The following is a 20098-nucleotide window of genomic DNA, read 5'->3' as shown; positions in this document are numbered from 1 at the left end:
CCTGTCCCGCTCAGCCCGCCTTGAGGACGCTGGCCTGCTGGGACGCCCCCTGGGACTCGCCGGAGGAGCCGGCCGAGAGCACGAGGACAGCCGACTGGCTCAGCGCCGCCTGCCCCAGGGTGTTGAGCTGCTGCTGGTTGGACACCGCGTTGTGGAAGGCCAGGCCGAGCGCCTGCGCCGCCGCCTCGTAGACGGAGGCCAGGGCCCGCGCCCGCGCCTCGTCGGGGTGCTCGGAGGGCGCGCCGGACTCCGGGGTCCGCTCCGCCGGAGGCACGGCCTGCGCGGGCTCGATGGGGGGAAGGGAGGCGGACTTCGACTCGGGCGTGGGGCCGCGCACGGACTCGCAGGCCACGCGCGCATCCACCACGAGCTGAAGGATGGTCCGCTGCTGCTGCGCGGAGACCTCGTTGAGCTTCGCCAGCACGTCGGCCACCGCCGTCCCGAGCCGCACCAACTCCGCCTCGGCGCCGAGCGTCGCCAGAATCACCTTGTCGCCATCCGCCATCGTGTTCCTCCAGGGAATGCAGGGCACCGCGGTGCCACCTCCCCCGGAGTAAAGCCCTCCGGCCCGGCGCCGTCGAGAAGCCTTTCATGGCACACTGCGCCCAGCCCCATGCGACTGAGCCACGTGCAGGCGCTGCTGGACACCTCCTTCCAGGGTGTGGAGGAGGGCGCCGCCCGGATGTACGAGCCCGATGACGCCCGCTTCGACGAGCGCCTGAGCGCCGTGTGGCTGGAGTACCGCTGGTACGTGCACGAGCGGGGGCTCGCCGAGGTCTTCGTGAAGTGGAAGCGGGTGGAGAAGCAGGCCTGCGCGCAGGAGGAGGTGTCCGTGCTGCGCATCCACCTGCTCGGGCACACGGCCGCGCTCGCCCCGCGGGCCCGGCGGGTGGTGGAGGCGGGCACGCCCTCTCCGGGGCGGCTGCTGGAGCTGCTCGGCGAGGACGGGGTGAAGCGCGAGTGCAGCGCGGCGGGGCCCACCGGCATCACGCTCGAGCACTGGCCCCCCCCGGCGCCCCAACCGCTGCTGCCGGAGGAGACGTTCCAGGCGCTCTCCGCGGTGCTCCTTCACCCCGAGTCCTCCTTCGAGGAGCGGCACGAGGCAGTGGACCGGCTGTGCCGAGAGCGCAGCCCGCGCGTGGTGCACACGCTGCTGGCCGCGCTGGAGGTGGGCCCCTCGCTGTCCGCCCTGCGCCGGCTCTCCGAGTGGGGCGAGCCCGGTGCCCTGCCGCACGTGGAGCGGGCGCTCGCGGCGGTGGCCCCGGACAACCCCGCCGACCTCTGGACACTCACCGCGCTGCAGCGGCGGTTGCAGGCCTGGGCGCGCACGTTCCAGGGTATGTAACGCGCATGCGAATCCTCCACACCATGCTGCGCGTGGGCGACCTCGACAAGTCGCTCGACTTCTACACCCGCGTCCTCGGCATGCAGCTGCTGCGCCGCAAGGACTACCCGGATGGCAAGTTCACCCTGGCCTTCGTCGGCTATGGCCCCGAGGACACCCACCCGGCCCTGGAGCTCACGCACAACTGGGACACCTCGAAGTACGAGCTGGGCAATGCCTACGGCCACATCGCCCTCGGGGTGAAGGACATCCACGGCACCTGCGACGCCATCCGCAAGGCCGGCGGCAAGGTGGTGCGCGAGCCGGGCCCCATGAAGCACGGCACCACCGTCATCGCCTTCGTCGAGGATCCGGACGGCTACCGGGTGGAGCTCATCCAGCAGGGCACCCAGTGAGCCCTACGGCAGCCGCCGCTCCAGCAGGTTCCACCGCTCGTCCACCCACCGGCGGAGGTACTCCACCTCCTGCTCGTGGGTGGTGAAGTCGGTGCGGTCGCTCCAGCGCTCGAAGGTGCGGTACTGCTGGAGCCAGCGCGCCTCGTCCCGCAGGGCCACGGGGTGGATTTCGCGTGCGTAGCCGTCGATGAGCTTCAGCACCTCCGCCTTCGCCAGCGGGCCGCGCAACAGCGAGCGGTAGCGCTCGCGCATGGGCCCGGCGATGGTGGGCTCCTCCAGCATGCGGGCGAAGAGCCGGTTGCCTCCGGAGAAGTCCAGGAGGGCCGTGGACGCGCTCCGGCGCGTGTCCCAGTCCTGGCCGAAGCTCGCATCCAGGTCCCACGGGATGAAGCGCCAGGGAGCCCGCGTCACGGGATCGTAGTAGTGGTAGGCGTTCTTCGCACCCGAGTCCGTGCCGAGGATGGCCGTATTGAAGATCCACCAGTCCTCGTAGTCCCGCGTGTTCAGCCGCGAGCCCCACTGCGCGCGGAAGGTCTCCCGGTCCGAGTCCGCGACGAAGTTGATGAGCGCGTGGAGCGTGTCATAGGCGCCCACCCACCCGTCCTTGGGCGCGCCCTCCTTCTTCTCGAAGCCCAGCTCCAGGGGCTGCTTGGGCGCGCCCTCCTTGGTGAGCCGCGAGAAGTTCGCGTCCGCCTCCACCGCCTTGAAGAGGTCTCCGTCGTCGGAGAGGCCGTGGCGCTCCAGCAGGTGCTCGTCCACGTGGTCCGCCACGGTGAAGAGACCCCAGAAGCGCCCGTTCACGTAGAGCACCGCGCTGTACGTCTTCACCTGCACGTGGTCCGGCGACATCCGGTTCCACAGGTCGAAGGCGAGCCTCGGCCGCATGTACGAGTTGTCATTGAAGCTGGTGATGAGGACCAGGTTGCGCCGGCCGGTGAAGCCTCCCGCGAGCTCCGGTTCGTTGAAGGGGTCCTCCTTGTCGAATTTGAAGGTGTAGTTGCGCTTGGGGAAGATGCTGGAGGTGGCGCCGCGGTACTTGGCCTCGGCGGTGTAGCGGTGCCCGCGGTAGACGAGTTGCACCGGACGGTAGCCACCGGCCGTGAGCGTGCCCTCGAAGGAGAGGTGGAGCACCGGCAGCCCGTACTCCTCGGTGTACGTGAGAGGGTTCAGCTCGCGCACGTTGCCCGGGGCCAGCCAGTTGTCGGCCACGCCCACCTTCACCACGCCTGTCTCGCCCGTGCTGTGCTCGGTGACGGTGAGCAGCCACACGTCCGCCTGGGCCTTGCCCGGTGTCCACCGGAAGGTGCCGCTCGCCTCGTCCAGGCTCGCCCCGGCCGGCAGGGGCGACACGCTGAAGCGCAGCCCCGCCGCCGTGTAGCCGGTGCCGCAGCGGAACGTCACCGTCACGGACTCGCCTTCCTGGAGCCAGTGCGGACCGTCTCCCGTCGGCGCGCAGACGGTGGGCTTGGGAGGCGGTGTGCCCGCGTCCGGCCCCGGGGTGCCCGCGTCCGGTGAGGCAGGCGCTCCCGGGTCAACCGGCGCGGGCGCGGGCGGCGTTCCATCGGAGGGAGCGGGGGCGCCCGGCGCCGGGGGTGACACCGTGTCCACTCCCGTTTCGCGCGGACCGTCCTTGCCCCGTGAGGACTCGCATCCCATGCCCGCGAGACACGCCACCAGCACCAGCGCGCACCGGCCCCACCACCCTCTGCCCCCCATGTGCCCCTCCCCGCCGTGGCGGGAGGAGTAATCATTCCGTCAGCAAAGGTGTACCCGGACGGGAGCTGGAACAGCGGCCCCTCGGCTGCCTGCCAGCTCTCCTCGCGCCCGCCTACTTCGCGCGCAGCACATCCACCGCGACTTCCAGCGAGTCCATGAGGAAATAGGGGCGGTTCTCGTAGTCGAGCGTCTCCACGCGCTCGATGGTGACGAGGTACTCGAGTGCCCCCACGCGCTGGCGTTTCGAGGCACCGGCCACCAGCTCCGCGCCCGTGAACGCGATGCGGCCCATTTCCTCCTCGCCGGTTCCGGAGTCCAGCTGCGTCCGGCCGCTCAAGCGGAGGATGACGTCGGGCGCACCCGAGCCCTTCTCGAAGTTGTAGGCCTGGCCCTCCCAGGAGAAGAAGTGGGCGTAGCCGAGCACGGCCTCTGACCCCGGCTCCTGGACGATGAGCGACTTGCCCGTGCAGCAGAACGGCCCCACCTGGGGGTTGCCGTTGGGAACGCTGTCCTGCGGCAGCCGGTAGGAGACGATCAACCGCTCCTGCTCCTCGGGCGTGAGCCCGCCGCCGCCGCAGCCAGCGCCCAGGATCGCCACGACAGCCAACGCCATCCAGCACAGCCTCTTCAATCCACGCATGGGTTCCCCCTCCGCGCTCTCGCGCAATGGCGAGGGCCCCGTGCAACGCACGCGCCACGCCTGCTTGCTCGTGTGCATGAGAGCGGCGTGGCGTGCGAAAGCGACAGACTGACCGATGGGCGCCCCGTCAGGAGGGACAGAGTGTCAGGGCGCCCGGGAGCCCGGCGTTACTGGCCCAGTTGGAAGGAGCCCTCGGCCACCAGCAGCAGCTCCACCGCGGGCGTCGCCTTGGTGCCGAACACGGCCAGCGCGGTGGCCTGTGCCCGCACCGCCGTGGCGTAGGCCTGGTAGGCCTCGGCCGTCTTCGTGGCCAGCATGGAGACGTCCACCGCGTTCGTCGACACCGCCGAGGAGACCGCCGCGTCCAGCGTGGTGTCCAGCGTCGCCGCCGCCGTCACCGTCGCCGTCACCGCCGCGCCCACCACGAGCTGGTTGGACGTGTTCACCCCGAGGTAGCGGCCCAGCACCGAGGCCTGCAGGTTGGTGCTGCCCGTCACGCCCGCCTCGAAGCTGGAGAAGGCGCTGGCCGCCATCGCCGCGCTCGTGGAGGCGCGCACCTGGGTGCGCAGCGTGGTGCTCGCCGTGACGGCCTGCTGCTTCACGTCATCGGCCGCGTTGCCCGCCGAGAGGATGGCCGTCAGCGCCGCCCCCGAGGCCCGCGCCTCCATGCCCGCCGAGGCCCGCAGCGTCGCGTCCACCAGCGGCTGCGCGTCCTCCGCCGACAGCCGCGCCTTCACCGTGGCCCGGAAGGAAGCACTCGCCGCGCGCTCGCTCTGCGCCTGCTCCTCCACCTTCGCGCCCAGCCGCTCGGCCGCCGCGCGCAGCTCCGCGTGGAACGTGTCATAGGCCTGCTCCACCGAGCCGCCCGCCTCCAGCGCCACGTTCAGCGCCGCCGCCGCCGCCAGCTCCTGCTCGAAGAGCGCCGTCTGGCTCGTCTGCACGCCCGCCTCGGCGTACATCTCCAGCTCCGTCTGCTGCGCCGCGCGCACCGCGTCCGCCAGCGCCTTCACCCGCGAGCGGAAGGCCTCGTTGGTGGAGGCGCCCTGCCGCGCCGCCGCCGCCATGTTGGCGGTGATGCGGGCGCGCACGTCCACCATGTCCACCGTCTCCGCCTGCGGCTTGTCCACCATCATCTGCAGGAAGACCTGGGCCTCCAGCGAGGTCTCCGAGTCCATGGGCGGCGCCACCGCGTCCTTGCCCTCGGCGGCCGCCTCGAGCAGCGCCGAGGCCACCACCTGGCCCGAGGCGTCCACCGCCTCCAGCACCAGGCGCTCCTCGCCCGCGGGCACCTCCAGCGTGTAGCGCCCCTGGGCCTCCAGCTTGCCCTCGGCCACCACCGTCAGCTTTCCATCCGGCCCCACCGTGCTGGCGCGCACCTGCGCCGCCGCCGACACCGTGCCCGAGCCGCCCAGCGGAGCCGCTCCCGCCATCACCGCCTGCGGCTGCGTGCCCTCGCCATCCGTCACCCGGCCCTTCACCTGCACCGTGTTGCCACAGCCCGTGCCCAGTCCCAGCACCACCACCGCGGCCCAGAGGTTGCGAAGCGTCGTCGTCTTCAAGGTCGTCTCCTTGCGCACAAGGCGCCACCTCCAGCCACCCGGCCCGGCTCCGGAGGCGGCGCTCTGCCTCTGTTTGACGGAGGGGCCGCCGGTTGGATCAACCGCCTGGAGGAGGTGCCGCACCTACACCCGGGGAGTGGCGGGCTCCCAGCCCTGCGAGACGAGCTGGAGGAGCTCGACGCCGAGCAGCCCCGGGTAGCGCTGCAACCACGCGGTCCGCTCCGGGGTGACGGGCGCTCCGTTCCAGAGCACCCGGCCTCCGGCGCGCGCCCGCAGCCGCACGGCCGCCTCGAAGGTGGTGTGCGCCGTCCGCGCGAAGGGCTCCTCCCCCCACTGGGGCCAGAGCAGCAGCTCCTGCGGAGCCTGGGGATTGACGAGGAACCACGTCACCGGTTGCTGGGTGGCCTTGTCGAACCAGAGCGCTTGCGTGCCCCGGATCTCCACGCCCTGGCCCTCCGGCGGCTCCGCCAGCAACTGCGCCAGCGGTGGCAGCTTCGGGTGCTCGAGGATCAACGCCAGCAGGTGGGGGGCATCGTCCTGCTGGCCCGCGGGGAACTCGAGCGGCATCCGCAGCCGGGTATGCAGCTGCTCGCGGTTCTGCTGCCAGGCGCGCGCCAGCTCCTGCGAATAGGCGCCCTGGGGCTCCGTGAGCACACCAAAGGACTCCACCGTCACCTCCTGGCCGTGCACCCCCTCGTAGGCGCTCAGTCCCAGCTCCGCGTTGACGCGGGAGGCGAAGGAGAGCAGCTCGAACAGGTTGGCCATGAAGAAGGGGTGGGTGACACTCACCGAGAGCTGGATGGTTCCCTGCTGGGGACCGTTGTTCGGCCGCACGCCCGCCAGGAAGAGGGGGGCCAGCGCTGGCGGCTCTCCCGCGCGGAACACCCAGACGGAACCATCGGGCCGTTGCGCCACCTGCGTGGGGCGCGAGCGCGCGAGCAGCTCCAGGCAGGCACGAAGGTTCTCGACGGTGAGCCGGTCCGGCGCACCGGCGCGGACGTCCTCGAGGCGGCGGTGCGACGTCAACCAGACGGAGAAGGGCATGGGCGGTTTCCTCGACGCGGGAAACTACCGCCCTCCCCGTGGGAGTCCAGGGGGTGTGCTCGGCTCAGCCACCAATGTTGCGCAGGACACTCGTCGCCTGTTCGTGGTCCCCCTTCATCATCTTGGTGATCCAATCCGAGAGCTCCTGCTCCTTCTGCATCTTCATCTGCGCCGCGAGGAAGGGCTTCATCTCGTCCGGAGCCGAGGCCAGGACGTCCTGCTGGGCCTTGGAGAGCCTGGACAAGGACGTGGTGACGCTCTCGGGGAGTCCGCTGACGCTCATGCTTCGTGACCTCGGGATGCAGGGCTCGACGGGGGGATTATCGCATCCCCCCGCCAGAAGTTGCGTCCGCGGGTCACCTTCCCGGCGGCGGCAGCTTCCGGTACTCCTCCGCCAGCGCCTCCGGAGTGGCCGCGAGCCTCGCCGCCACCCGCGTGGCCTCGGCCGGGGTGAGCCGGCCCAACAGGCTCCGCTCCAGGTGCTGCTCGATGAAGCCCTGGTCGTGCCGCACCTTCACGTCCACCACCAGCCCCTTGCCGTCCACCACCGGCACCAGCCTCGGCGAGATGAGCAGGATGTCCGCCGGCACCTCGACGGCCCTCACCCGCGCCACCACCTCGTCGCGCAGCTTCGGGTCGAACCGGATGCCCTTGTCCTGCACCAGCTTCCGGATGCCCTCGTAGTCCCCCGTCGCCTTGATGACCATCAGCTTCGAGAGCAGCTCGCCCACCGCCGCGCGCATCTTCCCGGAGTCCACCACCACCCAGGACGTGCGGCCCCCCTCCGTCACCTGCTTCACCGCGCCCTTCTCCATCAGGAAGCTCACCGTCATGTGGTGGCCTCGCTGGTGGTCCTCCTCGAAGGCGTCTCCCTCCGGCACCTGGTTGAGGTTGGTGAGCCCCTCCACCAGGAAGTCCCGGTACATCTGCTCGGCGATGCGCTCGTGCTCCGGCGACAGGCTGGCCAGGGACGGGTCGAAGGCGTGCCAGAGCGCCACCAGGTCCGCGCGCGCCTCCTCCAGCGTGTTGTCGTACTCCTTCAGGTAGCGCGAGGGGCCGCCCTCCAGCTTTGGATCCACCTGCCCCGAGGCATGTCCCAGCACCTCGTGGAAGGCCACCAGCCACTTGCGCGCGGTGACGGAGTACTGGCGCGCCCTCGCGGCCTCCTCGGGCGTGCGCGAGAACTCGATGGCCAGCGGCAGCCGCTTCATCGCCGCGGCGGCCTCCATCACGTTGCTCACCAGCACGCTCTTGCTGCCGTACTTCTCGCGGATGTGCTGCTCGTTGGGCAGGTTGATGCCGGCCGGCGGCCCCGGGTGGCTCGTCACCAGGTTGATGGCCTTGGCCACCGGCGCCGCCACCTTCTTGCGCTTGTACGCGTCCGGCCAGGGCATCCGGTTCTCGAACTCCTGCGCCCGCCGGGCGATGAGCTCCATCACCCGGTTCTCCCGCGCGTCCCGGTAGTTGATGAGCGCCTCCCACTGCCCCTTCTGGCCGCGCGCATCCACGTACGTCTCGATGAAGCCGAGGTTGGCGTCCACCACCGGATCCGCCTTCAGCCAGGCGATGTTGTACGCGTCCCAGTCCTTCAGGTCCCCCGTCTCGAAGAAGCGCACCAGCTTCTCGAGCGCGGCCTTCTGGTCCTTCGGCGCGGACTTCGCCGCCTCGCGCAGGTGGGCGCTGACGCGCGAGAGCTCCGCTGCGTACAGCCCGCGCGGCACCTTTCCATCGGACGTGCCGGAGCGGAACACCTGCTCCACCAGCTTCCCGTCCACCTTCACCACGCGCGAGTTGAGCGGATTCTTCTCCTGGAAGCCCTCCAGGTCCTTGAGCGTCACGCCCCGGCCGTACGCCGTGTTCGCCGAGGCCGTGAGGAGGTCCTGCCCCGGCGGGGGCGCCTTCGAGGTGAGCTGCGGCTCGAAGCCCGCGTCGAAGAGCGAGGGCCGCAGTCCTCCCAGCCACGTCTTCAGCGCCGCCTCGTCCTTCACGCCCAGGGGGGCTCCGGCCTTCAGCGCCCGCAGCGCCGCGGCCTCCAGCTCGGCCGGGGTGAAGGCGGGGACGAACTTCTGGCCCGTCGTCTGATCATGGTTGCCCGTCTCGCCGTAGAAGCGCGCCAGGTAGTCCGCGAGCTTCGCATCGAAGGAGCCGGGCCCGGCGTGGCCCTCGCGGCCGAAGAGGTACACGCCCTCCAGCAGCCGCTTGAGGGCCACCGTGTCCCAGCCGAGCTGGTCATAGGCGATCTCCTCGCCCGCGTGCGCCGCGAGCGAGAGGTACCAGGCCACCCGCTTCTCGTCCCGGGAGAGCGCGGGCACGCCCGGCGCGTACATGCGGACGATGGCGTCATGGCCGAGCCGCTCCACCAGGAAGGACTGCGAGGCGGCCTCGGTGGAAGGCGTGCTCGGAGCAGCAGGGGACGGCGCGGGCTGGGGAGTGGCGGCGAGCGCCGCCGCCAGGAAGAGGGCTTTCATGGAGGCTCCGGGAAACGTTCAACGGGCAGCACGGGTTAGCACCCGGGGACGTCCGCCACCAACGGCCTCCCGTACCTACTATTCCCCTGGCATGACCACTCTTCCTCCACCCGTGCGGGACTTCGCTCCGGTGAACGGGGCCCGGTTGCATTACGAGCTCCAGGGCGATGGCTTCCCGGTCGTGCTGCTCCACGGCGGCCTGCTCGATCTGCGCATGTGGGACGGACAGGTGAGGCCGCTCGCCCAACACTTCACCACGCTGCGCTATGACCAGCGGGGCTTCGGCCAGTCTCGAGCGCCCGAGGGGCAGCCCTATTCGCCCCACGAAGACCTGCGCGCCCTGCTCGACCACTTCTCGATGGACCGCGCCCACGTCGTGGGCCTGTCGTTTGGCGGACGCGTCGCGCTCGACTTCGCTCTGGCGTACCCCGAGCGCGTCTCCTGCCTCGTGCTCGCGGCGCCTGGCATCCAGGGCGCCCCGCCCGCTCCCGAGGAGTACGCCTGGCTCACATCCCTCACGGGCTCGGGCCGGGAGCAGGAGCCCCGGGCCGTCGTCGAGGCATGGCTTGGCAGCGACTCCCTGGCCCCCGCCATGGCCCGGCCCTTGCTGGCGCCCGTGGTGCGGCAGTGGACGCTCGACAACATGCGGGGCATGGAGGGAGCGGACCTCCCCCGCTTCCTGGAGCCCCCGGCCTATACCCGGCTCGAGCACCTCCTCGTGCCCACGCTCGTCGTGGTGGGTGACAGGGACAACCCCACCATGCTCAGGAACGCGGAGGTGCTCGCACGGCGCGTGCCCGCCCTCACCCGCGTCACCCTCCCCGGCGTGGGACACCTGCCCAACCTGGAGCGCCCCGAGGACTTCAACCGCGTCCTGCTCGACTTCCTCCTCGCGCAGGCCTCGACGCGCGTCGGCGAAGCGCCTCTGGGATAGCGCTGTCCGCCGCGTGACGCACTGCACCAGCGCCCCTGATGCTCGGGGCGCCGGGGACTCCTCTATCATCGGGTTGCCGCGGCTCCAGGGGGGGCCCCGAGGCCATGCCTCCGCCCGCGGCTCTCCAACCGAGGAACAGCCCCATGCCATCGTCCCTTCGAAACCGCGCGGGTTTCCGTCTCTCCACGCTCGCCCTGGCCGGATGCCTCGCCAGTGGTGTCCTCGCCTGCCAGGGCCCCCAGGGCCCCGATGGCGCCGCCGGCCCCCAGGGCACGCCGGGCAGGGACGGCGTCCCCACCCCGGTGCGCCTCCTGGACGACAAGGTCGGGCGCTGGCTCCCGGAGAACCGCACCCGCATCAACACGATGATCTCCTCGCTGGGCATCGCCAGCCCCACGTTCGATCCGAAGAACCGCCCCGTGGCCGTGTTCGACTGGGACAACACCGTCGTGAAGAACGACCTGGGCGACGCCACCTTCTTCTGGATGCTCAAGCACGACAAGGTGCTCCAGCCCTCGGACAAGGACTGGAGCACCACCAGCCGCCACCTCACCCCCGAGGCCCGCGCGGCCCTCAACGGCGCGTGTGACGCCGCCGCCAACCCGGGCGAGCCCCTCCCGACGAGCACCGGCCCGGGCTGCGCGGACGAGCTCGTCAGCATCTACAACCGGGGCCAGACGCGCGCGGGCCAGGCCGCCTGGAGCAACCCCATCACCCTGACGCTCAACACCGCGTATGCCTGGGTGGCGCAGTTGCAGGCCGGCTACACCCCCGAGGAGGTGCGCGCCTTCGCCCGCTCGGCCTACGCGGAGAACGCCTTCAACCCGCCGGGCACCACCCAGACGGTGGGCACCACCACGGGGCTCGCCTACCACGTGCAGGTGTACGAGGAGATGGTGGACCTCATCGAGACGCTGCAGGCCAACGGCTTCGATGTCTGGGTGGCCACCGCCTCGCCCCAGTTCGTCATCGACGCCATCTCCGAGGAGCTCACCGGCATCAAGCCCAACCGGGTGATTGGCATCCGCAGCATGACGGACGCCCAGGGCCGCGTGACGGCCCACTTCCAGGGCTGCGGCGGCGTGGCCGATGGCGCGGACACGCTCATCACCTACGACCAGGGCAAGCGCTGTTGGATCAACAAGGTCATCTTCCGCCAGCCGGCGGAGCGGCAGCTGACGCGCCAGACGGACGCGCAGGCGCGCCAGGTGTTCGCGGCCGGGGACTCGGACACGGACCTCGCCTTCGTGCAGGACGCCACGCACCTCAAGCTGGCCATCAACCGCAACAAGGTGCAGCTCATGTGCAACGCGTACGCGAACCACCAGGGCTCGTGGCTGGTGCAGCCCATGTTCGTCCAGCCCCGCGCGCAGCAGACGGCCAGCTACCCCTGCACCACCGCCCTGGACGCGGCCGGACAGCCCATCACCGATGAGCAGGGCAACCGCTTCACCCAGAACTACGCGGACAGCGTCTACGCGCTGCCCTGAGCGGGGCACTCAGGCGACGAGGCCGTCCACGTCCTCGGGCAGCGACAGGTGGCGGCGCACCACGGCCGAGAGCGCGGCGCTGGAGATGGGCTTGCGCACGAACTCGGAGACGCCAGCCTGGAGCGCGCGCTGCTCGAGGTCCGGCGCCTTTCCGCCGGAGAGCATCAGCAGGGGCACGCGGCTCACCTCGGGCCGCGTGTCCGCGCGCACCTGGCGCACGAAGTCCAGGCCACTCATGCCCGGCATGTTGAAGTCGGCGATGACGAGGTCCACGGGGTTTGAGCCCAGCAGCCGCAGCCCCCGGTCCGCCCGGTCCGCGTCGAGGAACTCCAGCTTCAGCTTCGTCAGATAGACCTTGAGGATGTGCCGGATGGTGTCGCTGTCATCGACGATGAGCACGGTGCGCTTCATGGATCCCCCCGCGAATCCCTGACTGCGCTCCCGCGTACACGAAGCCGCTCAATCCCTTGCAGGTGCGAGGGGTTGCGTGAGCCGTGCGGTGGCGGAAGCGGTAGTCAGTAGAATCCCGGAAGACCCGGCGGGTGTCGATCCGAGGGCACGCGGCGGTGTTCAACAACCGACGGCAACGGAGTACCTCAGGCGACAAGGTGCTCCAGGGGCTCGGCCAGGGGGAGATGGCGGCGCACCACGGCCGCGAGCGCGTCGATGGAGACGGGCTTGCGCACGAACTCGGAGGCGCCGGCCCGCAGGCCCTTGGACTCGAGGTCCGGCGCCTTGCCGCCGGAGAGCAGCACGATGGGCACCCGGCGCATCAGCTCCCGCTCGCTCGCGCGCGCCCGGCGCACGAACTCCAGCCCATCCATTCCACCGGGCATGTTGACGTCGGCGATGACGAGGTCCACGTGGTGCGTCTCCAGCAACCGCAATCCCTGCTCGGCCCCGCTCGCGTCCAGGAAGACCAGGTCGAGCTTCAGCAGGTAGATTTTGAGGATGTGGCGGATGGTGTGACTGTCTTCCACGAGCAGAACGGTGTGCTTCACGAGGACCCCCTGGACTTGCCTGGATTCATTCCATTCCGTGTTTCCTCGCGCGCCGCCAGTCTCGGTTTCCAAGAGCCCGCGTGACGACGGGCGCTGAACAGAGCGGGGCTCCTCGTGTGCACCAACCGATAGCCCGGACGTTCTGTCCCGTACGGGCCCGAAAATCCAAAGGGGTCCCTCCCGCGTAGCTCCCTGTGAGGCCCATTCGGGGCCAACAGAGGAGACACGCCATGAAGAAGACCGAGAAGAAGCTCGCCGTGCAGCAGTTGCCGGGCCGGGTGCTTGGCCGGGTGCTCGCCGAGGAGCTCGGCCACGTCCGCGGAGGCCAGGGAGTGATGCTCGCCTCGGCGACCGGGACCAAGACCGTCCAGGACAGCGGCAACCTGGACTTCACCGGAGGCCGGCCGGGCCAGGCGGATGGCGACTGAGTGCCGCCACCCGCACCCTCCGCATTTCCCGCGGCCGGAGGGGCCCGCTCCGTCCGGCCGCGCATCACCTCCGCCCCCGCCTCCCCTCCCCATGAAGACGATTCTCATCCTCTCCCAGCCCAATGACCTCCACGCCGCGGCCGTCACCGAGGCCCTCACGCGCAAGGGCGCGGAGGCCCTCCTCTGGCACACCTCCGACTTCCCCTCGCGCGCGACCGAGACCGTCTCCTTCACGGGCCGCCAGCGCTCGGTCCGGCTCCGAGGGCCGGAGCTCGACGTGTCCGGCGAGGCCCTCGACACCGTGTGGAACCGCCGGCCCACGTTCGTGCTCGAGGGGCTGCCACTGCATCCCGCGGATCGCCCCTTCGTGGAGCTCGGGTGCGAGACGTTCCGGCGCGCGCTCTTCGACACGCTCGCACCGCGGGCCTTCTGGGTGAACCCGCAGCACGCCCTGATGCGGACGAGCAAGCTCCGGCAGCACCAGGCCGCGCTCGACGTGGGGCTGGAGGTGCCGGACACCCTCTACACGAACGACCCGGAGGAGCTTCGCGCCTTCCTGCGCGAGCACCCCGGACAGGTCATCTACAAGCCGCTCAACATGACGGCCTGGAGGGACGACGAGCGCTACTACATGCCCTTCACCAGCGTGCTCACCGAGGAGCGGCTCGTCGAGGATGCGCTGCTGCGGGCCGTGCCCGGCATCTACCAGGTGCGCGTGCCCAAGGCCTACGAGCTGCGCGTCACCATGATGGGCCGGCGCGCGCTCACGGCCCGGCTGCGCTCACAGGAGACGCGGGGTGGAAGGCTCGACTGGCGCAGGGCCCAGGAGGAGCTGCGGATGGAGCCCTTCGAGCTGCCCGCGGACATCGCCGCACAGTGTTTCGCGCTGATGCGAAAGCTGGACCTCGTCTTCGGGTGCTTCGACTTCATCGTCCGCCCGGACGGCCGCTACGTCTTCCTGGAGGTCAATCAGGCGGGCCAGTTCCTCTTCGCCGAGGAGGCCGCGGGCCTGCCGCTGCTCGATGCCTTCACGGAGTTCCTCCTCCAGGGGAGCGTGGACTTCGACTGGTCTCCGGACCGGGTCACCCTGCGCTACGCCGAGGTGAAGGACGCCGCCCTCCAGCGGCTCCGGGCGGGCTTCGAGCGCCACGTCGCCGAGCCGGAGGGCACCTGGTACGAAGGCTCGGTCAATCCCGCTGCTTGAGCTCGGCGTAGCGGCGGGCCTTGCCGAGGGCCTCCTTCAGCTCCGCGGCGTTGTGGCGATGGTAGTAGGCCGGCAGGTCGGGCTGGAACCGCCAGCCCTCGGAGAGGGGGCCGGTGTCGAGCACGTCGAAGCCGAAGGTGTCGATCAACCCGGCCACGGTCTTCTTGGCCTGGGCGTCGTTGCCGGCGATGGGCAGCGCGCGGCGGTTCTTCGAGCCCGCGGGCTGCGCATGCTCCTCAAGGTGCTTGAAGTAGATGACGTTGAAGGCCTTGACCACCTTGGACTGGGGCAGGTGCGCCTGCAGCAGCTCGCTGCTGGTGGTCGTCTCCGCGTCGAGCTCGGGGATGCGGCCGTCGCGGCCGGGGTAGTAGTTGTTGGTGTCGATGACGAGCTTGCCCGCGAGCGGCTCGACGGGGACGGACTTGTAGGCATTGAGCGGAACGGTGACGACGACGATGTCCCCTGCCGCGGCGGCCTCGCGGGGCGTGGCGGCCCGGGCCTTCGGGCCGAGCTCGGCGATGAGGCTGGAGAGCGTCTCCGGGCCGCGTGAGTTGCTCAGCACCACGTCGTAACCGGCGGCGATGGCGAGCTTCGCCAGGGTGCCGCCGATGTGTCCCGCGCCAATGAATCCAAGGGTTGCCATGTGACTCTCCTGGTCCGTTGCCCTGCGTCTTCTAAGGTGAAGAGCGGCGTCAGGCCAGGAGTGTTCCCGCGCGAGCCGCATGACGAACACCCGCCCGCCCCTCACGAGAAAACCAGTATGACTTGATTTTCCTGGAAGACTCCATTTCATTGAAGGCGATGCCGGGGCGGGTGTCGGCACACGAACGACGCAACAGGAGGCACGGAGCGATGATGAAGCGCGCGATGCGGTGGACCGTGGTGACGGCGGCGCTGGTGCTCGGTGGCTGTGGCGGGGCCGGGATGGAGGAGCCGGGCGCGCCGGAGCAGGCCGCGCCCCAGGAGACCTCGGGGGGCACGGTGCAGGCCCAGTCGTGTCCGGCCACCAGTGACGTGAAGACGACGACGGGCTGCATGAACTACGACGGGTGGAAGCAGTACTCCTTTACCTACTGCCAGAGCTTCGGCTCGCGGTGCGTGGCCAGCTCGACCAGCCCCTACAGCTCCTGCGGGGGCGACCTGTACGGCTCGGCTGTCATCACCTGCATCTCCTACTGAACCGAACCCGGGCCCAGGACGCTCCTGGGCCGAGCGGGCAGGCAGGCAGCACCTCGCACGGGGGCTTCCGAGTCCTCCCCTCCCGCCGCACCGTTGCTCGTCAGGAGCGCGACGCGCATGGAGCAGGAGGACACAGCGTTGGGAGACCTGGGGGCCGCGAAGGTCCCGCTCGTCTCCGCCGAGCCCCAGCAGCGGGTACGCCGGACGCCCCGGACGCGTGCCGCCTCCCGGCTGCCCAAGCCGGACGCGCGGAGCATCGACGAGCGCATGGAAGCCGGGCGGGCGCTGCGCAAGCGCTATCCCCGGAGTGCCCATGCCCGGTGGCGGCCCTTCCGGGGGCGCAAGCCGCTCGAGCAGCTGCGGCAATCGGACGCCACGCGGCTGCCCTGGCTGGTGCCGGTGCGCCACGAGCGGATGGCGGAGTCGAGCTTCGCCTTCCTGCGCGGCACGCCCTTCCTGATGGCGGGAGACCTGGCGCACACGCCGGTGAGTGGCCTGCGGTGCCAGCTGAGCGGGGACGCGCACCTGGCCAACTTCGGCCTGTTCGCCACGCCGGAGCGCCACCTCATCTTCGACCTCAACGACTTCGACGAGACGCTGCCCGGGCCCTTCGAATGGGACGTGAAGCGCCTGGCTGCCAGCTGCGTGGTGGCGGCGAGGTGCAACGGGTTCGGCCCCGGGTGCGCGAGGAAGGCGGCGCGGTGGGCGGTGAGGGCCTACCGGCGGATGATGCGGCGGCTGGCGACGGCGGGGCTGCTGGAGGTGTGGTCCTTGCGCATGGACGTGACGGAGCTGGCGCACGCCTCGCGCCGCACCGCGCCGGTCGCCACCGAGGCCGCGGAGAAGGCACGCCGCCACACCAGTGCCCACGCGGTGGAGAAGCTCACCGAGGAGCACGGCGGGCGGCGCCACCTCGCGTACCAACCGCCCCTGCTCTTCCCGCTGTCGGCGGTGAAGCTGGGCATCTCCCGGGGAGAGCTGCACCGGCGGATGAAGCAGCTGACGGAGGGCTACCTGGCCTCGCTGGATGGGGCGGTGCGCGACCTGTGCCTGCGCTACAAGCGGCTGGAGTGGGGCTTCAAGGTGGTGGGCGTGGGGAGCGTGGGGATGCAGGCCTACGTGGTGCTGTGCGAGGGCAACGGCGCGGGGGATCCGCTGGTGCTGCAGGTGAAGGAGGCGCAGGCGTCGGTGCTCGAGCCCTACCTGGGGCCGAGCGGCGCGAGGAGCGCGGGCGAGCGCGTGGTGGTGGGCCAGCGGAGGCTGCAGGCCTTCTCGGACCTGTTCCTCGGGTGGACGGAGGTGGAGGGGATGGGCGCCTTCTACGTCCGGCAGCTGCGCGACATGAAGGGCTCGCTGGACGTGGAGAAGATGACGGCGGGCGCGTTCCTGGACTACGCGGACGCCTGTGGCGCCACGCTGGCCCGGGCGCACGCGCGCACCGGGGATGCGGCCACCATCGCCGGCTACCTCGGCAACGGCCCCTGCTTCGATGAGGCCGTGGCCGACTTCGCCGTCGCCTACGCGGACCAGATGGACGAGGACTACGCGCGCTTCCTCGAGGCCCATGCCCGCGAGGCGGAGCGGGGGCTCGTGCACTGATGCGCCGTGGCCCCCGGGCTCCTCCCGCCGTGCTCAGCCCGCGCGGAAGCGGGTCTCGAAGCGGTTGGCACCGGGCTCGCGCTTCACGCCCTGGTCCGCGTTGGCCGCCAGGTGCTCCAGCACCTTGAAGACCGTCTCCACCTCGTCCGGCGAGCCCACCGCCGTGGCCAGCTCCTCCGCGGTGTGGCCCTTGGCCTTGTCCCCGCGCAGCTTCGCCAGCAGCTTGCGCTGCAGCTCCAGCACCGCCCCGGCCGCCTTCTTCCCCGCCTCCACGCCCGGCTGGTGGTACGCGTTGATGTTCACCAGCGACGCGTACAGGCCCACCGCCCGCTCGTAGAGCGCGATGAGGGCGCCCAGCGTCCGCGCGCTCACGTCCGGCACCGTGAGCGTCATCGACTCGCGGCCCTTCTCGAAGAGCGCCCGCCGCGTGCCCAGGAGGAAGCCCAGCAGGTAGTCGCCGCTGGTGAACTCCTCCTCCACGCGCATGGACGTTCCCTCGCGGTCCTTCAGCACCTCCACGAAGGTGGCGAAGAAGTTGTTCACGCCCTCGCGCAGCTGCTGCACGTACGCGTGCTGGTCCGTGGAGCCCTTGTTGCCGTAGACGGCGAGGCCCTGGTTCACCACCTTGCCGTCCAGGTCCTTCTCCTTGCCCAGCGACTCCATCACCAGTTGCTGGAGGTAGCGCGAGAGCAGCAGCAGCCGGTCCTTGTACGGGAGGATGACGAGGTCCTTCTCGCCGCGCCCCTTGCTGCCGTGGAACCACATGAGGGCCATCATCGCGGCCGGGTTGCGCAGCACGTCGCGCTCGCGCGTCGCCGCGTCCATGTCCCGGGCGCCCGCCAGCATCCCGTCGATGTCCAACCCCTGCAGCCGCGCCGGCAGCAGGCCCACCGCCGACAGCACCGAGGTGCGCCCGCCAACCCAGTCCCACATGGGGAACGTCCGCAGCCAGTTGCCCTTCTTGGCGTAGCGGTCCAGCTCGCTGCCCTCGCCCGTCACCGCCACCGCGTGCCTGCCGAAGTCCAGGCCCTTCTGCTGGTACGCGCGCTCGGCCTCCACCATGCCGTTGCGCGTCTCCTTGGTGCCGCCGGACTTGCTGATGACCACCGTGAGCGTCTCGGCGAGCCTGTCACCGAGCTGCGCCAGCACGCGGTCCATTCCATCCGGGTCCGTGTTGTCGAAGAAGAACACCTGCATCCGGTCCGCCGCCGTGCCGAGCGCGTCGGCCACCAGCTGCGGGCCCAGCGCCGAGCCGCCGATGCCCACCAGCAGCACGCGGGTGAAGCGGTCCGCCTTCGGAGGCTTCACGCGGCCGGCGTGCACGTCGTCCGAGAAGGCGCGGACGGCGGCCACCGTGTCGCGAATCTCCTTCGTGAGGCCCGGCTCGGGAGCCAGCTCGGGGGCGCGCAGCCAGTAGTGGCCCACCATGCGCTTCTCGTCCGGATTGGCGATGGCGCCCTTCTCCAGCGCGGCCATGGCATCGAAGGCCTTCTCCATGGGGCCGCGCATCCGCTCGAGGAAGTCGTCGGCGAAGTTCATCCGCGACACGTCGAGCGTCAGCCCCAACGATTCCACCCCGCACAGATACTTCTTGTAGCGCTCCCACAGTTGACGCTCGGTCATCGCATCTCCCCTCGGCTTCGAATCCCTGGGTTCGTCCGGCCCGTTCCTACCGCCATGGGCCCGTGCGGGGGAATGGGTTTGATGCGTGCCACGCCCGGGGCCTGACACTGAACACCCGGGCCGCCCGAGCGTTGAGCGCCTCGCAACCGGCACTCCCGGCCGAGGCCCTCGCCCTTCCCGGTGCGCTCCCTTGTCCGCCGGACATCGCCGAGCCCCCACCCCAGGAGCACCCATGCCCACCCGGTTGCACACCTCCGCGGTCCTCCCTTCCCTGCTCGTCTGCGCCGCGCTCGCCGCCGGCTGCCAGACGTACGACTTCGAGCCCGTGCCCCCCGCCGCCATCTCCGTGCCGTCGGTGGAGCGGACGATCGTCGCCCGGGGCAGCACCCCCAACGTGATGCTGCTGGTGGACACGTCCGGCTCCATGCTCGAGCCGATGAATCCCTCCAACCCCCTCTGCCGCTCGCCCACCTCGGGCGTGCTCTGCCGGGGCGAGGGGTGTCCCGCCGGCTGCCCCACGCGCTGGAGCGCCCTCCAAGGCGCCATGGACTCCTTCCTGAGCGCCAGCGGCGCGTTCGCGCGAATGGGCCTCGCCCTCTATCCCGGCAAGCAGCTGCTCCTGGGCGAGCAGTGCGGCGGCTCGGACGCCCTCACCCTGGACCTGCCCGCCGATGACAGTCCGGACGCGCTGCAGGCGCAGGCCCTGGCGGTCAACGCGGAGCTGCACAAGATTCCCAACCACACGCGGGGCGGGCCCACGGGCGGCACGCCCACCGGCTCGAGCCTCCAGTACGTGGGCTCGCTGCCGCAGCTCCAGACGGACGAGCGCGGTGACTTCGTGCTGCTGCTCACCGACGGCCTGCCCAACTGCAACGAGAACCATGCCGCGTCGGGCTCCTCGCTGGCGTGCCGCTGCACGCTGACCGAGTGCACGGGCCCCTTCGAGCGGCTGGGCTGCCTGGACCAGGACGGCTCGGTGAGCGCGGTGAAGACGCTGCGGGACCGGGACATCCAGACGATCGTCATCGGCTTCGGCGCGGAGACGGCGTCCGGCCAGGGGCCCGTGGTGCTCAACGCCATGGCCGAGGCTGGCGGCTTCGCGCGCAAGTGCCAGACGAACGCCGACTGCGGCACGGGGGACGCCTGCGACCTGGGCCTCGGGCTGTGCCAGCGCCGCTACTACCAGGCGGCCAACCAGGACGAGCTCGCCAACGCACTGCGGCAGATCAGCGCGCGCTTCGAGGGAGACCCGTGCCTCATCGAGCTCGCCCCCGACCAGTTCCCCCCGTCGCCGCGGCTGGCACGCGTCCTCGTGAACGGGGAGAGCTTCGGCGAGGGTGACGACACGTGGCGGTTGAAGGAGAAGGTGGGCGTGGAGCTGCTGGGCTCGCTGTGTGCCCGGGTGCAGGGCTCCTCGCCCGCCCACCCCGCGCGCGTCGAGGTCCGCATCGTCCTCCCGCGGTGAGGCCGCCT

20 protein-coding genes are annotated in these 20098 nt (G+C 70.8%); 9 read left to right on the top strand and 11 right to left on the bottom strand.

What is annotated here, in order from left to right:
• Positions 1-10: 10 nt before the first annotated feature.
• A complete protein-coding gene (locus tag NR798_RS04125; RefSeq protein WP_375770087.1) occupies positions 11-505 on the bottom strand; it encodes a RebB family R body protein in 495 nt (164 codons plus the stop codon).
• A 108-nt stretch (positions 506-613) separates the two neighbouring features.
• Here NR798_RS04125 and NR798_RS04120 point away from each other — a divergent pair, with 108 nt between their 5' ends.
• Both NR798_RS04120 and gloA read left to right on the top strand, forming a co-directional pair.
• Complete coding sequence (locus NR798_RS04120; RefSeq protein WP_375770086.1) at positions 614-1345, top strand: hypothetical protein; 732 nt, start codon at positions 614-616, stop codon at positions 1343-1345.
• Between the two features lie 5 nt (positions 1346-1350).
• Positions 1351-1740 carry a lactoylglutathione lyase gene (gloA, locus tag NR798_RS04115; RefSeq protein WP_375770085.1) on the top strand — a complete coding sequence of 130 codons (390 nt, stop codon included), beginning with the start codon at positions 1351-1353 and terminating at the stop codon, positions 1738-1740.
• A 3-nt stretch (positions 1741-1743) separates the two neighbouring features.
• Here the strand turns inward: gloA and NR798_RS04110 are convergent, their stop codons facing one another.
• The 6 genes from NR798_RS04110 to NR798_RS04085 form a co-directional block, all read right to left on the bottom strand.
• Positions 1744-3456 (bottom strand): CotH kinase family protein, encoded by a 1713-nt coding sequence (locus tag NR798_RS04110; protein ID WP_375770084.1) that lies wholly within the window; start codon positions 3454-3456, stop codon positions 1744-1746.
• Between the two features lie 112 nt (positions 3457-3568).
• Positions 3569-4096 (bottom strand): hypothetical protein, encoded by a 528-nt coding sequence (locus NR798_RS04105; protein WP_375770083.1) that lies wholly within the window; start codon positions 4094-4096, stop codon positions 3569-3571.
• A gap of 167 nt (positions 4097-4263) precedes the next feature.
• Positions 4264-5655: a hypothetical protein gene (locus NR798_RS04100; protein ID WP_375770082.1), complete on the bottom strand. Its 1392-nt coding sequence runs from the start codon at positions 5653-5655 to the stop codon at positions 4264-4266.
• Positions 5656-5778: 123 nt separating this feature from the next.
• On the bottom strand, positions 5779-6699 hold the full coding sequence (locus NR798_RS04095) for a hypothetical protein (RefSeq protein WP_375770081.1): 921 nt from the start codon (positions 6697-6699) through the stop codon (positions 5779-5781).
• Between the two features lie 64 nt (positions 6700-6763).
• A complete protein-coding gene (locus NR798_RS04090) occupies positions 6764-6982 on the bottom strand; it encodes a hypothetical protein (RefSeq protein WP_375770080.1) in 219 nt (72 codons plus the stop codon).
• A 73-nt stretch (positions 6983-7055) separates the two neighbouring features.
• On the bottom strand, positions 7056-9167 hold the full coding sequence (locus tag NR798_RS04085) for a peptidase (protein WP_375770079.1): 2112 nt from the start codon (positions 9165-9167) through the stop codon (positions 7056-7058).
• Between the two features lie 91 nt (positions 9168-9258).
• Here NR798_RS04085 and NR798_RS04080 point away from each other — a divergent pair, with 91 nt between their 5' ends.
• Positions 9259-10101 carry an alpha/beta fold hydrolase gene (locus NR798_RS04080; protein WP_375770078.1) on the top strand — a complete coding sequence of 281 codons (843 nt, stop codon included), beginning with the start codon at positions 9259-9261 and terminating at the stop codon, positions 10099-10101.
• Between the two features lie 143 nt (positions 10102-10244).
• The gene (locus tag NR798_RS04075) at positions 10245-11591 is read left to right on the top strand and encodes a haloacid dehalogenase-like hydrolase (protein WP_375770077.1); all 1347 of its coding nucleotides are present in this window, start codon (positions 10245-10247) and stop codon (positions 11589-11591) included.
• A gap of 9 nt (positions 11592-11600) precedes the next feature.
• Here NR798_RS04075 and NR798_RS04070 read toward each other — a convergent pair whose 3' ends face one another.
• Positions 11601-12002, bottom strand: a complete 402-nt coding sequence (locus tag NR798_RS04070; RefSeq protein WP_375770076.1) for a two-component system response regulator — start codon at positions 12000-12002, stop codon at positions 11601-11603.
• 185 nt (positions 12003-12187) lie between these two features.
• Entirely contained in the window at positions 12188-12592 is a 405-nt protein-coding gene (locus NR798_RS04065) for a response regulator (RefSeq protein WP_375770075.1), read from the bottom strand.
• A gap of 230 nt (positions 12593-12822) precedes the next feature.
• Between NR798_RS04065 and NR798_RS04060 the strand changes: the two genes are divergently transcribed.
• Positions 12823-13020 carry a hypothetical protein gene (locus NR798_RS04060; protein ID WP_375770074.1) on the top strand — a complete coding sequence of 66 codons (198 nt, stop codon included), beginning with the start codon at positions 12823-12825 and terminating at the stop codon, positions 13018-13020.
• Positions 13021-13111: 91 nt separating this feature from the next.
• Positions 13112-14224: a hypothetical protein gene (locus NR798_RS04055; protein ID WP_375770073.1), complete on the top strand. Its 1113-nt coding sequence runs from the start codon at positions 13112-13114 to the stop codon at positions 14222-14224.
• On the opposite strand, the gene NR798_RS04050 is transcribed toward NR798_RS04055, so the two are convergent.
• Positions 14208-14948 (bottom strand): NAD(P)-binding domain-containing protein, encoded by a 741-nt coding sequence (locus NR798_RS04050; protein ID WP_375773720.1) that lies wholly within the window; start codon positions 14946-14948, stop codon positions 14208-14210. The genes NR798_RS04055 and NR798_RS04050 overlap by 17 nt on opposite strands.
• Positions 14949-15076: 128 nt before the next feature.
• Between NR798_RS04050 and NR798_RS04045 the strand changes: the two genes are divergently transcribed.
• Together NR798_RS04045 and NR798_RS04040 are read left to right on the top strand one after the other, a co-directional pair.
• Positions 15077-15403: a hypothetical protein gene (locus NR798_RS04045; protein ID WP_375770072.1), complete on the top strand. Its 327-nt coding sequence runs from the start codon at positions 15077-15079 to the stop codon at positions 15401-15403.
• A 117-nt stretch (positions 15404-15520) separates the two neighbouring features.
• On the top strand, positions 15521-17002 hold the full coding sequence (locus NR798_RS04040) for a DUF2252 domain-containing protein (protein ID WP_375770071.1): 1482 nt from the start codon (positions 15521-15523) through the stop codon (positions 17000-17002).
• A gap of 33 nt (positions 17003-17035) precedes the next feature.
• Here NR798_RS04040 and NR798_RS04035 read toward each other — a convergent pair whose 3' ends face one another.
• On the bottom strand, positions 17036-18625 hold the full coding sequence (locus tag NR798_RS04035) for a glucose-6-phosphate isomerase (RefSeq protein ID WP_375770070.1): 1590 nt from the start codon (positions 18623-18625) through the stop codon (positions 17036-17038).
• 232 nt (positions 18626-18857) lie between these two features.
• Here NR798_RS04035 and cglB point away from each other — a divergent pair, with 232 nt between their 5' ends.
• The gene (gene cglB / locus NR798_RS04030) at positions 18858-20090 is read left to right on the top strand and encodes an adventurous gliding motility lipoprotein CglB (RefSeq protein ID WP_375770069.1); all 1233 of its coding nucleotides are present in this window, start codon (positions 18858-18860) and stop codon (positions 20088-20090) included.
• The last annotated feature ends 8 nt before the right edge of the window (positions 20091-20098 follow it).

The sequence above is a fragment of the Archangium gephyra genome (genome assembly GCF_042230915.1).
In the GTDB taxonomy this organism is placed as follows: domain Bacteria; phylum Myxococcota; class Myxococcia; order Myxococcales; family Myxococcaceae; genus Archangium; species Archangium gephyra_B.
Note: the sequence above shows the minus strand (reverse complement) of the source record. Positions and strands in the feature narration are given on the sequence as shown.

What these genes read in the sequence shown, in the direction of transcription:
- NR798_RS04125 (WP_375770087.1), bottom strand. Translation starts at nt 505, where the DNA reads ATGGCGGATGGCGACAAGGTGATTCTGGCGACGCTCGGCGCCGAGGCG.
- NR798_RS04120 (WP_375770086.1), top strand. Translation starts at nt 614, where the DNA reads ATGCGACTGAGCCACGTGCAGGCGCTGCTGGACACCTCCTTCCAGGGT.
- gloA (WP_375770085.1), top strand. Translation starts at nt 1,351, where the DNA reads ATGCGAATCCTCCACACCATGCTGCGCGTGGGCGACCTCGACAAGTCG.
- NR798_RS04110 (WP_375770084.1), bottom strand. Translation starts at nt 3,456, where the DNA reads ATGGGGGGCAGAGGGTGGTGGGGCCGGTGCGCGCTGGTGCTGGTGGCG.
- NR798_RS04105 (WP_375770083.1), bottom strand. Translation starts at nt 4,096, where the DNA reads ATGCGTGGATTGAAGAGGCTGTGCTGGATGGCGTTGGCTGTCGTGGCG.
- NR798_RS04095 (WP_375770081.1), bottom strand. Translation starts at nt 6,699, where the DNA reads ATGCCCTTCTCCGTCTGGTTGACGTCGCACCGCCGCCTCGAGGACGTC.
- NR798_RS04090 (WP_375770080.1), bottom strand. Translation starts at nt 6,982, where the DNA reads ATGAGCGTCAGCGGACTCCCCGAGAGCGTCACCACGTCCTTGTCCAGG.
- NR798_RS04085 (WP_375770079.1), bottom strand. Translation starts at nt 9,167, where the DNA reads ATGAAAGCCCTCTTCCTGGCGGCGGCGCTCGCCGCCACTCCCCAGCCC.
- NR798_RS04080 (WP_375770078.1), top strand. Translation starts at nt 9,259, where the DNA reads ATGACCACTCTTCCTCCACCCGTGCGGGACTTCGCTCCGGTGAACGGG.
- NR798_RS04075 (WP_375770077.1), top strand. Translation starts at nt 10,245, where the DNA reads ATGCCATCGTCCCTTCGAAACCGCGCGGGTTTCCGTCTCTCCACGCTC.
- NR798_RS04070 (WP_375770076.1), bottom strand. Translation starts at nt 12,002, where the DNA reads ATGAAGCGCACCGTGCTCATCGTCGATGACAGCGACACCATCCGGCAC.
- NR798_RS04060 (WP_375770074.1), top strand. Translation starts at nt 12,823, where the DNA reads ATGAAGAAGACCGAGAAGAAGCTCGCCGTGCAGCAGTTGCCGGGCCGG.
- NR798_RS04055 (WP_375770073.1), top strand. Translation starts at nt 13,112, where the DNA reads ATGAAGACGATTCTCATCCTCTCCCAGCCCAATGACCTCCACGCCGCG.
- NR798_RS04050 (WP_375773720.1), bottom strand. Translation starts at nt 14,948, where the DNA reads ATGCGGCTCGCGCGGGAACACTCCTGGCCTGACGCCGCTCTTCACCTT.
- NR798_RS04045 (WP_375770072.1), top strand. Translation starts at nt 15,077, where the DNA reads ATGATGAAGCGCGCGATGCGGTGGACCGTGGTGACGGCGGCGCTGGTG.
- NR798_RS04040 (WP_375770071.1), top strand. Translation starts at nt 15,521, where the DNA reads ATGGAGCAGGAGGACACAGCGTTGGGAGACCTGGGGGCCGCGAAGGTC.
- NR798_RS04035 (WP_375770070.1), bottom strand. Translation starts at nt 18,625, where the DNA reads ATGACCGAGCGTCAACTGTGGGAGCGCTACAAGAAGTATCTGTGCGGG.
- cglB (WP_375770069.1), top strand. Translation starts at nt 18,858, where the DNA reads ATGCCCACCCGGTTGCACACCTCCGCGGTCCTCCCTTCCCTGCTCGTC.